This is a genomic window from Salegentibacter chungangensis, assembly GCF_042678405.1.
Classification (GTDB): Bacteria; Bacteroidota; Bacteroidia; order Flavobacteriales; family Flavobacteriaceae; genus Salegentibacter_A; species Salegentibacter_A chungangensis.
In genome coordinates, this window is record NZ_JBHTLI010000001.1 from 1,087,362 (window position 1) to 1,100,078 (window position 12,717).

11 protein-coding genes are annotated in these 12,717 nt (G+C 40.2%); 8 read left to right on the top strand and 3 right to left on the bottom strand.

What is annotated here, in order from left to right; all coding sequences use genetic code 11:
* Window positions 1–5: 5 nt before the first annotated feature.
* The 7 genes from ACFQ3Q_RS04880 (at window position 6) to ACFQ3Q_RS04910 (ending at window position 7,221) form a co-directional block, all read left to right on the top strand.
* Window positions 6–2,027 (top strand): DUF3857 domain-containing protein, encoded by a 2,022-nt coding sequence (locus tag ACFQ3Q_RS04880; RefSeq protein ID WP_380743497.1) that lies wholly within the window; start codon window positions 6–8, stop codon window positions 2,025–2,027.
* A 3-nt stretch (window positions 2,028–2,030) separates the two neighbouring features.
* Window positions 2,031–2,357, top strand: a complete 327-nt coding sequence (locus tag ACFQ3Q_RS04885; RefSeq protein WP_380743499.1) for a nucleotide pyrophosphohydrolase — start codon at window positions 2,031–2,033, stop codon at window positions 2,355–2,357.
* Window positions 2,357–2,623 carry a hypothetical protein gene (locus tag ACFQ3Q_RS04890; RefSeq protein ID WP_380743501.1) on the top strand — a complete coding sequence of 89 codons (267 nt, stop codon included), beginning with the start codon at window positions 2,357–2,359 and terminating at the stop codon, window positions 2,621–2,623. The genes ACFQ3Q_RS04885 and ACFQ3Q_RS04890 overlap by 1 nt, the downstream gene beginning before the upstream one ends.
* 15 nt (window positions 2,624–2,638) lie before the next feature.
* The gene (locus ACFQ3Q_RS04895) at window positions 2,639–3,862 is read left to right on the top strand and encodes a 3-phosphoshikimate 1-carboxyvinyltransferase (protein ID WP_380743503.1); all 1,224 of its coding nucleotides are present in this window, start codon (window positions 2,639–2,641) and stop codon (window positions 3,860–3,862) included.
* Window positions 3,863–3,954: 92 nt separating this feature from the next.
* Entirely contained in the window at window positions 3,955–5,004 is a 1,050-nt protein-coding gene (queA, locus tag ACFQ3Q_RS04900; protein ID WP_380745591.1) for a tRNA preQ1(34) S-adenosylmethionine ribosyltransferase-isomerase QueA, read from the top strand.
* Window positions 5,005–5,142: 138 nt separating this feature from the next.
* Complete coding sequence (gene rlmN, locus ACFQ3Q_RS04905; protein WP_380743505.1) at window positions 5,143–6,186, top strand: 23S rRNA (adenine(2503)-C(2))-methyltransferase RlmN; 1,044 nt, start codon at window positions 5,143–5,145, stop codon at window positions 6,184–6,186.
* Window positions 6,187–6,243: 57 nt separating this feature from the next.
* Window positions 6,244–7,221, top strand: coding sequence for a polyprenyl synthetase family protein (locus tag ACFQ3Q_RS04910; protein ID WP_380743508.1), 978 nt, complete (start codon window positions 6,244–6,246; stop codon window positions 7,219–7,221).
* 65 nt (window positions 7,222–7,286) lie between these two features.
* Here ACFQ3Q_RS04910 and ACFQ3Q_RS04915 read toward each other — a convergent pair whose 3' ends face one another.
* From ACFQ3Q_RS04915 to ACFQ3Q_RS04925, 3 genes are all read right to left on the bottom strand, one after another.
* Complete coding sequence (locus ACFQ3Q_RS04915) at window positions 7,287–7,538, bottom strand: hypothetical protein (RefSeq protein WP_380743510.1); 252 nt, start codon at window positions 7,536–7,538, stop codon at window positions 7,287–7,289.
* 75 nt (window positions 7,539–7,613) lie between these two features.
* Window positions 7,614–7,862, bottom strand: a complete 249-nt coding sequence (locus ACFQ3Q_RS04920; RefSeq protein ID WP_380743512.1) for a hypothetical protein — start codon at window positions 7,860–7,862, stop codon at window positions 7,614–7,616.
* 212 nt (window positions 7,863–8,074) lie between these two features.
* On the bottom strand, window positions 8,075–9,745 hold the full coding sequence (locus ACFQ3Q_RS04925) for a sulfatase family protein (protein WP_380743514.1): 1,671 nt from the start codon (window positions 9,743–9,745) through the stop codon (window positions 8,075–8,077).
* 117 nt (window positions 9,746–9,862) lie between these two features.
* On the opposite strand from ACFQ3Q_RS04925, the gene ACFQ3Q_RS04930 reads away from it, so the two are divergent.
* Window positions 9,863–12,595, top strand: coding sequence for a helix-turn-helix and ligand-binding sensor domain-containing protein (locus ACFQ3Q_RS04930; protein ID WP_380743516.1), 2,733 nt, complete (start codon window positions 9,863–9,865; stop codon window positions 12,593–12,595).
* The last annotated feature ends 122 nt before the right edge of the window (window positions 12,596–12,717 follow it).

Genomic DNA, 12,717 nt, shown 5'->3' on the forward strand with positions numbered 1-12,717 from the left:
CTATTATGAGATCAATTTATTTATTTGTATTCATTTTGGGCTTTATCGGTACCGGTTTCGCTCAGGATTTTGAATTTGGAGAAGTTTCAAAGGAAGAAGTACTTGAAAAGGTTCACCCGAAAGATAAGGAAGCCAATGCGGCAATACTTTACCGTAAGCATAAGGTGTCTTTTGAATTCAATCAATCTACCGGTTTCACCCTGGTTACCGATGTTCACGAGAGGATAAAGATCTACAATAAGGAAGGCTATGACTGGGCTACCAAAGAAATACTCACTTATAAGGACGGGTCTTCTAAAGAAGATGTTGCAGGTTTAAAGGCCTATACCTACAATATCAAGAACGGAAAGCTTGAAGATGAAAAGCTTAGAAACAGAGAGGTTTTTGAAGAAGAAGTAAGCAAGTATCGCGATAAGGTGAAATTTACAATGCCCGCTGTGACTGATGGTAGTGTTATAGAGTACAAGTACAGCATCCGTTCTCCTTTTCTTGTGTCTATAGATGATATTGCACTTCAGGAAATGATCCCGATAAACCGTCTTGAAACAAAAGTTATGGTTCCTGAATATCTTGGCTTTAAAATGCACTTCAACCCCAAATCGCCAATATTTTTCGATATCAAACAGGATAAAGATATGTTCTCATACAGTTTTACTACCAATAACCGAACCGGGGGGACGGGACTTAAGACTGTGAAGAATAATTTTAACCGCAATAAGGTGGAGTTTCTTCAGAACATATATACGATTAGTGAATCTGATATTCCTGCACTTAAGGATGAGCCTTATGTGGATTATTTAGGAAATTATGCGGCATATTTAAAGTGGGAGTTACAGTACACCCGATTCCCGAATTCCACGGTAGAGAATTATTCTCTAACCTGGGAAGATGTTGCCAAATCTATCTATGACGATAATGGGATAGAAAACGAGATCGAGAAGGATAATTATTTCGATAAGGATATAGATAAATTACTTGCGGGTGTTACAGATCCGCTTCAAAAGGCCCATTTGATTTATAATTTTGTTAAGTCTAAGGTGAAATGGAATAATTACAGAGGAATTTCTCCCGATAACGGGGCTAAGTCTGCGTATAAGGATGGGGAAGGCAGTGTGGCCGATATCAACCTGATGCTTACGGCAATGCTGAGGTATGCGGGGCTAAACTCAAGTCCGGTGATATTAAGTACGCAGGACAACGGGATTCCGATCTTTCCAACCAAAAATGGATTTAATTATATCATTTCAAGTATAGAACTTCCTGAACAAATTATTCTTCTTGATGCTACAGATGAAAAGGCTTCGTTTGGAGAGCTTCCGGAGCGCGCCAGGAACTGGCAGGGAAGGGTGATCAGGGATAGCGGAAGCTCTGCCTGGGTTAGCCTTACCCCGGCCTATAAATCGAAGAATGAAACCATTTTAAATGTAAAAATGGATGACAGCCTTCATCTTGAAGGAAAATCGATGAATATTTTCAGCGGTCTGTATGCAAAACGATACAGGGATAATTATTTAGATCTTAATCCCGAGAAATATCTTGAAATTCTTGAAAAAGATAAAGGGAATATTGTAATTTCAAACATTGAAACTAGCAATGCCAAAGAAGTGGGTAAAGATATTAAGGAAACCTACAATTTTGAGCTGGAAAACGGGATGGAAATCATTAATGATAAGGTATATTTGAATCCACTATTTTTTACGGCATTAGAAGAAAATCCGTTTAAGGCTGAAGAGCGAAACTATCCGATCTTCTTCGATTTTCCTTCAGTACAGGGAAATACAGTGAATATTATGCTGCCTAAGGGATATGCAATTGAATCGATGCCGGAAAGTGCTGTGATAAAGTTTAAGGATAATGCGGGAATTTTTAAATATATTGTGAGCCAGAACGGAAACTTTTTAAGGATTCAGACGGAGCTTGATCTTAATAATATTGTATACTCCTCTGCCGATTATGAGTTTTTAAAGGATTTCTATTCTAAAATTGTTGAAAAACACAGTGAAGTAATTGTATTATCAAAAACCTAAAGAATGAATATTGAAGACGCGCAGAAAGCTGTTGATGAATGGATAAATGAACACGGGGTCAGGTACTTTAACGAGCTTACCAATATGGCCCAGCTAACCGAAGAAGTAGGAGAAGTAGCGCGTATTATTGCCCGCCGATACGGGGAGCAAAGTGAAAAGGAGAGCGATAAGGACAAGGACCTGGGAGAAGAGCTTGCCGATGTGGTCTTTGTAGTACTTTGTCTGGCCAACCAGACCGGGGTTAACCTGCAGGAAGCTTTCGACAGGAAGCTGGATATCAAAACAAAGAGAGACAAGAACAGGCATAAGAACAACGAAAAACTTCAGTAATGGGCTTTAAGAGTATAGTTGCACAAAAAGCTTTCTGGAAATCTGTTGTATATCTGGGGATTGGCTTTGTAATAATTTATAACCTGGTGAGTATGCTGTTTGAGTATGGAGGGTTAAACTTCGATGCTTTTTATCAGGATAAAATGGCCAATGGATTATGGATAAGATTCACCATCGCCCAGATAATCTCTGCGCTCCTGTATGGCCTGATTCTATCCTATGGCCAGTTTAGGATAAGAGAGAAAAAAGAGTCCCGAAATAAATAAGCGGTTTTCCTGAAAATGAATATCAAGTTATCAAGTAGAAGCAATAATTTATCCGGGAACCTCAAGATCACCGGCTCTAAGAGTGAATCTAATCGTCTGCTCATCCTGCAGGCGCTTTATCCCGAACTTAAGATAGAGAATTTGTCTGATAGTGACGACACAAGATATCTTAAGGCAGCCCTGGAATCTGAAGAAGAGACCATCGATATCCATCATGCGGGTACCGCAATGCGATTTCTTACAGCATATTTTTCCTGCCAGGTGGGGCGGGAGGTTGTTCTCACCGGAAGCAAAAGAATGCAGGAGCGGCCAATAAAACTATTGGTTGACGCTTTAAGAAGCCTCGGAGCCGAAATCGCATATGTGAAAGAAGAAGGTTACCCGCCCTTGCGAATAAAAGGTAAAGAGATCAGGGAAAGCGAGGTTCATGTACAGGCTAATATTAGCAGCCAGTATATTTCGGCATTGATGCTAATTGCACCGGGATTGGCTTCCGGCCTGGAAATACACCTGAAGGGCCAGATCACTTCGGCACCTTACCTGTTAATGACCCTTGAAATTATGCATAATGCCGGGCTAGCCGGTACACTTGAAGATAATGTGGTCTCTATAGAGCCTGTTTCAAAACTGGCACCCACAACTTTACAGGTGGAGTCTGACTGGAGTTCAGCTTCTTATTTTTACAGCCTTGCAGCTGTTAGTGAAACTGCTGAATTGAAGTTATCTAATTACAGGAGGTCCAGCCTTCAGGGAGATTCCTGCCTGGCTGAAATTTACAGGAAATTTGGGGTAGAAACCATTTTTGAAGATAATTCAATAAGCCTTAAAAAGACTTCGGGTAAAAAACCACGTAAACTTATTGAGGACCTGAGGAATTCACCGGATATTGCCCAGACCATAGCGGTTACCTGTCTCGCGCTGGGTGTAGAGTGTGAGCTTAACGGGCTTCATACCCTGAAAATAAAGGAAACCGACCGGCTTGTGGCGTTGAAAACGGAAATGGAAAAATTTGGAGCCGATGTGGAGATCAGTAATGATTCACTCAGGCTTTATTCCTGTAAAAGGCTTAATCAGGATGTGAGTGTGGCCACCTATAATGACCATAGAATGGCGATGGCTTTTGCTCCGCTTGCATTAAAAGTGTCGCTGGGAATTGAGGATGCCGGAGTTGTATCTAAATCTTATCCCTCTTTTTGGGAAGATTTGAAGCAACTGGGCCTTTCTGTAGAGGAGATTTAATCACTAATTCTTAAATAAACGGCTGATTACTTGACAACCCCTACCTTGAGATTGTATATTTGCCTGCTTTCAAAAAAAATACAGTTATGGGAATGAAACTTTCACACTTCAATTTTGAACTTCCAAAAGAGCTTTTGGCCGAGTACCCTTCAGAGAATCGTGATGAGGCAAGGTTAATGGTACTTAACCGGAAGGAGCAGACAATTGAACATAAAAAATTTAAGGATCTAATAGATTATTTCGAGCCGGAAGATGTTATGGTGCTCAATAACACCAAGGTTTTTCCAGCACGTTTATACGGTAACAAAGAGAAGACCGGAGCGAGGATCGAGGTTTTTCTTTTAAGAGAACTTAATCCGGAAACCAAGCTTTGGGATGTACTTGTAGATCCTGCAAGAAAGATAAGAATTGGGAATAAACTGTATTTTGGAGAAGATGAAAGTCTTGTTGCCGAAGTTATTGATAATACTACTTCTCGTGGGAGAACCCTGAGATTCCTTTACGACGGCTCCTATGAAGATTTCAGAAAGAAACTTAAGGAACTGGGAGAAACTCCGCTTCCCAAGTATATAAAAAGAGAGGTGCAACCTGAAGATCAGGAGCGTTACCAGACTATTTATGCAAAAAAAGAAGGAGCCGTGGCCGCACCAACTGCGGGGCTGCATTTTTCAAAACACCTGCTGAAACGTCTTGAGATAAAAGGGATAGATTTTGCAGAAGTGACCCTTCACGTTGGCCTTGGTACTTTTAGCCCGGTTGAGGTTGAAGACCTTTCAAAACATAAAATGGATAGTGAGGAAGCTTTTATCGAGAAAAAGGCCACCGAATCTATTAACAAAGCGAAACGTGAGAACCGTAAGGTTTGTGCCGTAGGTACCACCGTGATGCGTGTGCTTGAGAGTTCCGTTTCTTCAGACCATACTTTGAACGAATTCAGCGGATGGACGAACAAGTTCATTTTCCCTCCATACGACTTTAGTATTGCCAACTGTATGATCACTAACTTCCATACTCCTAAGTCTACCCTGTTAATGATGGTTTCGGCCTTTGCAGGACACGATTTTATGAAAAGAGCTTATGAAGAAGCAGTGAAAGAAGAATACAAATTCTATACTTACGGAGATGCGATGCTGATCCTTTAATGAGTTTCAAAAATAAACAGAACCACCACTATCTCAGGGTATTGGTGGTTTTTTTGGTTATAGGTATTACTGATTGAGTTATAAATACTTAGCTTAAGTTTGGCATAGAAATCCTAATATTCTTTTTACTTTTGCAGCGTGAAAAATAAGAAGAAAGACATACGGGCGCTTACCAAGAAGCAATTGCAGGAATTTTTTGTAGCTGAAGGAGATAAATCTTTCCGAGGTTCTCAGGTTTATGAATGGCTTTGGAATAAAGGCGTGCACGAGTTTGAGGAAATGACCAATATTTCGAAGGAGACCCGCCAGATGCTGAAGGATAACTTCGTGATAAATCATATTCGGGTAGACCGTATGCAGCGCAGTAATGACGGTACTATTAAAAATGCCGTTAAACTGCACGATAGTCTTACTGTAGAATCGGTGCTTATACCAACAGCTTCAAGGACTACGGCTTGTGTTTCTTCTCAGGTAGGTTGTAGTCTTGATTGTCAGTTTTGTGCAACAGCGCGTTTAAAGCGTATGCGTAATCTCAATCCGGATGAGATCTACGATCAGGTAGTGGCAATAGATAATGAAAGCCGTTTATACTTTGACCGTCCTCTTTCCAACATTGTATTTATGGGGATGGGTGAACCCCTTATGAACTACAATAATGTGATGAAGGCGGTAGAAAAGATCACCTCTGAAGATGGATTGGGAATGTCGCCTAAGCGTATCACTATATCTACGTCAGGGGTGCCTAAAATGATCAAGAAACTGGCTGACGATGAAGCCAAGATCAAGCTTGCCGTTTCCCTTCATTCGGCAATAGACGAGGTCCGTACCCAAATTATGCCTTTTAATGAGACCTTCCCGCTTGAGGATCTTAGGAACGCGCTTGAATACTGGTATTCCAAAACCAAAAGTCGTATCACCTATGAGTACATAGTATGGAAAGACATCAACGATACCCGCAAGGATGCCGAGGCTTTAGTGAAGTTTTGTAAATATGTTCCTTGCAAGGTAAATCTTATCGAGTATAATCCTATAGATGATGGTGATTTTCAGCAGGCTTCTTCTAAGGCGACCGATATGTATCAAAATATGCTGGAGAATAATGGGATTACCGTGACCGTAAGGCGCTCCAGAGGAAAAGATATAGATGCAGCCTGTGGACAGCTGGCAAATAAATCGGCTTAAGGATACCTCGATTAAAACGCGCCTATTTGGCATAAATAATTATCTTTGTTGCCCTAAATGAAGGTAATTTCCCAAATAAAACTTCCCGTTGAGAAGGAGATGGAGCTTTTCGAAAAGAAATTTTTCGAATCGATGTCTTCCAAGGTAGCCCTTCTAAACCGTATCACTCATTATATTGTAAACCGAAAAGGGAAGCAAATGCGTCCTATGTTCGTGTTTTTGGTTGCCAAAATGGTTTCTGAAGGCACGGTGAATGAGCGGACTTATAGGGGTGCTTCGGTTATAGAGCTTATCCATACTGCAACGCTGGTTCACGACGATGTGGTAGACGATTCTAACCGTAGGCGCGGATTTTTTAGCATTAATGCATTGTGGAAGAATAAGATCGCTGTTTTGGTAGGTGATTACCTGCTTTCTAAAGGACTTTTACTGTCAATAGATAATAATGACTTCGATTTGCTTAAGATCATTTCAGTTGCGGTAAGGGAAATGAGTGAAGGGGAATTACTGCAGATCGAAAAAGCCAGAAGACTGGATATTACCGAGGCTGTATATTATGATATTATCAGGCAAAAGACCGCAACGCTTATTGCTGCCTGTTGCAGCCTGGGAGCGGCTTCTGTGAAGCCCGATTCCAACGAGATTGCCAAAATGCGAAGGTTTGGGGAACTGATAGGAATGGCGTTCCAGATAAAAGATGATCTTTTTGATTATGGAGAAGAGAAGATCGGAAAACCTACGGGTATTGATATCAAGGAGCAAAAAATGACCCTTCCTTTGATCTATGCCATCAATAATTCAGATAAAAAAGAAAAAGCCTGGCTTATTAACTCTGTTAAGAATCATAATAAAGATAAGAAACGAGTGCAAGAGGTAATATGCTTTGTAAAGGAAAAAGGCGGGCTTGATTATGCCGTAAAACGAATGGAGGAGTTTCAGAGAGAGGCACTGGTGATCCTGGAGGACTATCCTTCATCTCCCTATAAAGATTCCCTTGAACTTATGGTGAACTATGTGATAGAGCGAAAAAAATAATCAAGAGTTATCAAACAAAAAAGCGGAAAGTTTTCTTTCCGCTTTTTTGTTTGATAAGACACAAATTATTGTATGTCTCCGGCTTCTTCGCCATTTACATCATCGGTTTCGTGAATTTCTTCGTCAACCTCTTCTTTGACTTTTTCTTCGACCTTTTTAGCGCCTTCTTCTATTCTTTCATCGGCTTCCTTAGCAGCATTTTCAATATCTTCACCTATAGCTTCTACGGCTTCTTCGGTTTTTTCTTCAGTGGTTTCACGGCAGGAGTTAAGCGATAAAGCGAATACTGCCGCCAAAATTAAAAGTGATCTTTTCATAGGTTTGGAATTTGGGTTAATTAAAAAAGCCGTTTTCCAGGTGAAAAACGGCTTGGTGTAAATCTTTTGCGAAGATTACATATCGTCAGTTTCGTGAATCTCTTCGTCTACTTCCTGCTCCATTTCCTCACCGGCGTTTTCAGCTGCTGCTTCAGTTTCTTCAGCAGCTTCTTCTACTTCCTGGCCAGCTTCTTCCATTCCGCTTTCCATGTCTTCTCCTACAGCTTCTACTGCTTCTTCAGATTTTTCTTCAGTAGTTTCTCTACAAGAGTAAAGAGATACGGTCATAGATGCTACGGCAAATAATAAGAATAATTTTTTCATTGTTGAATATGTTTAATTAGTTGAAGTAACAAATTTAAACTATTTTTTAATTATGCAAGGGACTCTTTTAACATAATTGTTTTTTTTAGGTTTTTTACAATTTTGTTAGGGCTTTTTCACTCTTTTTAACATTTATTGTCAGGCTTAAAACCTGATTCTTTGAGTTCTTTGTATTAAAAACTTTGCCGGAAACAAATGACTTTTTATCAAAATCACCTGTTTTCTGGGTAGTGATCCGGATCTTTTCCTGCCAGTCTTGCAAAATTTCTGTATGCCCGCTCCACCTTTTCTTCCGGGGTTGTTTCAAACTCCTTCTCAGTTACATTGTATGCCTTTTGAAGGGAATCCAGGGTTGTATGTAGTTGCTCCTGGATTTCGCTATATGCTGGTTCATTATAGATATTCTTCTCTTCTTCCGGATCTTTTTTGAGGTCATACATTTCCCATTGGTCTATATCATCGTAAAAGTGAATTAATTTATAACGGTCGGTGCGTACGCCGTAATGTCTTTTTACCATATGAAATGCCGGGAAGTCGTAATAATGATAATAAACTGCGTTTCTGAATTCTTCACCTTTCTTAAGCTTTTGTTCAAGAAGGGGTTTCAGGGATTTTCCCTGCATCTCTTCAGGTACTTCAGCTCCGGCATAATCAAGAAAAGTAGGAGCAAAATCCAGATTTTGTGTAAGTGCGTTTATTTCTGTTCCTGGTTCTATTGAAGGAGGATACTGTATAAGTAAGGGCATTGCGAGCGATTCTTCATACATGAATCGTTTGTCAAAGAAGCCTTTTTCACCCAGATAAAAGCCCTGGTCTGTGGTGTAGACGATAATAGTATTCTCATCAAGGCCTTCGCTTTTAAGATAATCTAATAGCTTGCCGACTCCCTCATCTACTGCAGCCACCGTAGAGAGATAATCCCTCAGGTAGCGCTGACCTTTCCACTTCGCAAGCTCTTTTCCTTTCAGGTCAGCTTCGTGGAAAGCATCATTTTTAGGCCGGTATGCTGCGTTCCACTGATCGCGCTGCTCTTTGGTCATTCTCTCAAAATCGTTTTTCCAGGGATTATGTCTTAAAGAATCGCTCCCTTTTTTAACCGTCATTTTTAGATCGTGACCTTCATACATGTCCTTATAGATTGTCTGAAGCTGCTCCTGTGCGGCGATCTGATTTTTGTGTTCAGAAAAATAAGTGTCCGGTAAAGGGAATTGCACCGAATCATACTTATTTATATGTCTCAACGCAGGCATCCAGTTTCGGTGGGGGGCTTTATGATGCAGCATAAGGAAAAATGGCTTTTCTTTTTTTGAGTTTTCCTTTATCCAGTCAAGCCCCATTTCTGTGATAATATCTGTTGCGTAACCTTTAATTCGGGTTGTGTCTTTTTCCTTTATGAAATCGGGGTTGTAATAATTTCCCTGGTCTACCAACACATTCCAGTAATCAAAGCCCTGTGGTTTTCCCGCAAGATGCCATTTCCCGACTATAGCGGTTTGATACCCGCTTTTTTGGAGGTATTTCGGAAGGGTAGCCTGATCTCCGTTAAAACTCTCCCCATTCATTCGGAATCCATTTATATGGCTGTGTTTACCGGTTAGTATCACTGCCCGACTGGGACCACATATGGAGTTGGTGCAAAAATTATTATTGAATTTAGCTCCGTTTTCTGCAATTCGGTCAATATTAGGCGTTGGTGCTAGTTTGCTAACGGGATGCCCGTATGCACTAATTGCCTGGGCGGCGTGATCATCGGTCATTATAAAAACGATGTTCGGTTTTTTGGCTTTCACGAAGCGCTTTTCTTCTTCCTGTTTGCAGGAACAAAAAAAGCTGAAAAGTAACAGGCTAATGCTTACTAATAAGAGGTGCTGATTTTTTCGCATAGGGATTGGCTTGGTTGTTTTTTCGAACAATAGGGTATAAAGTTACAAAAGATAGTACTTTTGTAGCAGGAATTAACCTATACAAAAACTGCACAAATTGACTAAAAACCTGAGAAAGTGAGAAATCTAACCCTGCTGATATACTTTGTTTTATGCTGGTTTGTGACAACTGCTCAAACCTTAAGTCCGCCAATAGAGAACCATACGTCTGTATATTATGAAGCAGCCAGCCAGAACTGGGGAATTGCGATAGATCAGGATGGGATTGTCTATACCGCTAACCATCAGGGCTTGCTTAGTTTTGATGGACAGCGTTGGCAGCTTTATCCTCTGGAAACCGGAGCCATTATCAGGTCGGTTTATCCATACGGGGACCGGGTATATACCGGTTCCTATAAAGAGTTTGGCTACTGGAGCAGGGACGCGGAGGGGCAATTGGAATACACTTCCTTGATACCTCATTTTGAGAATTATGAGATGAAAAGTGAGGAAATATGGCAGATTGTAGCTTTTGAAGAGGATGTTTATTTCAGGTCCTTTAATGCTATTTACAAATATGATGGAAGTAAAGTTAATCTGGTCGCTGAGACTGCGGTTAATGAGCTTTGTGTTTATAGGGGTAAGCTCCTCGTGGCAGTTGGCAAAAAAGGCTTGTTCCAACTGAATAATAAAGAATTGATTCCTCTGGAAAATCAGGAGATACTTGAAGGTGAGACGGTGCTTGATATTGAAACTGATGACGATGAACTTATAATTGGTACCAGGAACGAATTGTTTAAATATGATGGCGAGAGAGTTGTTTCTTTTCCGGACGAGGCCCTAAATACTGAACTAAGCAGTTCTGAATTTAACAGGATGTTGAAGTTTTCTGAGAATAAACTCCTTATTGGGACTATCCAGAACGGTTTGTTAAGCTATGATCTTAGAACTGAAAAATATGAAGTTTATAACCGTAATGTAGGCTTGCAAAACAATACTGTTCTTGGAATTGCTAAAACAAACGGAAACGTTTGGCTTGCGTTAGATAATGGTATTGATGAGATACATCTTAAATCGCCTATTGAATTCTATACCAACGATACTGGGGAGCTGGGAGCGGTTTATGATATCGAGTTTTTTAATGAGGACCTTTATTTGGCCAGTAATACCGGGGTTTATACTCTGGATGAACGCTTGAAACTTATCGGGGATGCTCAGGGCCATAGCTGGAATCTCGAAGAAATAGATGGGAGTTTGTTTAGCAACCATAATACCGGTACTTATAAAATAGAAAATTATAGGTTTATACCTGCGGATGGGGAATCTGGTAGTTACCAGATAAAAAGAATACCCTCAGAACCTGATCTTTGTTTTATAGGCTCATATCTGGGCTTAAAGACCTTAAATCTGAGATCATCCATTGTTTCCGAAGTACGAAATATAGATTTTCCCGTAAAAAAGATAGTCTTTGAGGACCCCAATACTATTTGGGTTACACATCCCTATGAAGGGATTTACAGAATTGGACTTAATCCTTCTCTGGACAGCGCAACCGAAATCCGGAAAATAGATAGTATTCTTGATGAGCCTACTTATAATGCCGAGATCTATAAGATAAATAATCATGTGGCCGTGTTTAACCAGGATAAGTGGTTTCGTTATAACCCGTTTCAGGATGCTCTTGAGGTTTTTCCCGAACTGGAGAAATTCAACGGGTTTAAATTACTTTATGAAGCCCCAGGAGAATACTGGTTCTCCGGCTTAAAAGATAATTCGTTGGTATATACCGACTTTAAGAGGGAAGAGGTTACAATTTCCTTCGACGAACTTGATAAGCGCCTTGTGAAAGGCAACGAGAATCTTGTTAAGGCAGAAGATTCGATTTATTACGTAAGCCTGAATGACGGGTTCGCCAGGATAGACCTGAAACAACTTTTGGAAGATAAGCAGCGGGAGACGCTTGATGCCCCTATGTTAATGGGAGTGGTTGATTCCGAAAGGGCACATAAACTTGATTCGAGTCCTGAAATTGCATTTAATAATGCCAGGGAAATTAAATTCTTTGTGGCTAACCCAGGTGCTGAGACTACGCGTCTTAATTATAAACTTACAGGTAGTAATGAATTTTCAGGCGAAGTTGAAAACGGAACCATAAAATTCCAGAACTTGGAACACGGGGACTACCGGCTTGAGCTCTTTTCCATTAGTGCGCAGAAAAACAAGAGTGAAGCTACGGCTTATCACTTCAGTATCGCACCTCCCTGGTATTTATCTAACCTGATGAAGTTGGTCTATATTCTTATTTTTCTGAGCGTAATCGCAGTTATTTACTGGTTTAACCGGCTTAAACTCAACAAGCAGCAATGGTTATTGGAGCAAAAGTTCGAAAAGGAACATCAGGAACGTATTAATAAGTTGGAAAAGCAAAGGCTCGTAAATGAGATCAACCTGAAAAGAAAGGAATTGGCCAATTCAACTATGATGGCCGCTAAGAAGAATGAGGTGTTGATGGAAATTGAGGGAGAACTTAAAAAGGATAAAGATAAGTTTTCCAACCAATTTAGGGTAAAGCATATAATGAATAAGATAAACAGTGCTATTAAGAATAAGGATGAGTGGAAGGTTTTTGAAACCAATTTCAATGAACTGCACGAAGACTTTTTTAAAGATCTGCTGGAAGAATACCCAAATCTAAGCAGTAAGGATCTTAAGCTTTGTTCTTATCTCAAAATGAATTTGACCTCCAAGGAGATTGCTCCTTTAATGGGAATTTCGGTGAGAGGAGTCGAAGTCCACAGGTACAGATTGCGAAAAAAAATGGGGCTGGACAGCAAAGTAAATCTCTCAAATTTCCTGATTAAAAATTTCTGATTCAGCAAAAAACACCCCTGTTTTTTGTTAAAAAACACTACTACATTACTACATCAAAGGCGATTTTAACGTTTGGTTTTTTACATCTAACTATGTTTAAAATCTTAAAAACCAGCAAATTA

What these genes read in the sequence shown, in the direction of transcription:
- ACFQ3Q_RS04880 (WP_380743497.1), top strand. Translation starts at nt 6, where the DNA reads ATGAGATCAATTTATTTATTTGTATTCATTTTGGGCTTTATCGGTACC.
- ACFQ3Q_RS04885 (WP_380743499.1), top strand. Translation starts at nt 2,031, where the DNA reads ATGAATATTGAAGACGCGCAGAAAGCTGTTGATGAATGGATAAATGAA.
- ACFQ3Q_RS04890 (WP_380743501.1), top strand. Translation starts at nt 2,357, where the DNA reads ATGGGCTTTAAGAGTATAGTTGCACAAAAAGCTTTCTGGAAATCTGTT.
- ACFQ3Q_RS04895 (WP_380743503.1), top strand. Translation starts at nt 2,639, where the DNA reads ATGAATATCAAGTTATCAAGTAGAAGCAATAATTTATCCGGGAACCTC.
- queA (WP_380745591.1), top strand. Translation starts at nt 3,955, where the DNA reads ATGAAACTTTCACACTTCAATTTTGAACTTCCAAAAGAGCTTTTGGCC.
- ACFQ3Q_RS04910 (WP_380743508.1), top strand. Translation starts at nt 6,244, where the DNA reads ATGAAGGTAATTTCCCAAATAAAACTTCCCGTTGAGAAGGAGATGGAG.
- ACFQ3Q_RS04915 (WP_380743510.1), bottom strand. Translation starts at nt 7,538, where the DNA reads ATGAAAAGATCACTTTTAATTTTGGCGGCAGTATTCGCTTTATCGCTT.
- ACFQ3Q_RS04920 (WP_380743512.1), bottom strand. Translation starts at nt 7,862, where the DNA reads ATGAAAAAATTATTCTTATTATTTGCCGTAGCATCTATGACCGTATCT.
- ACFQ3Q_RS04925 (WP_380743514.1), bottom strand. Translation starts at nt 9,745, where the DNA reads ATGCGAAAAAATCAGCACCTCTTATTAGTAAGCATTAGCCTGTTACTT.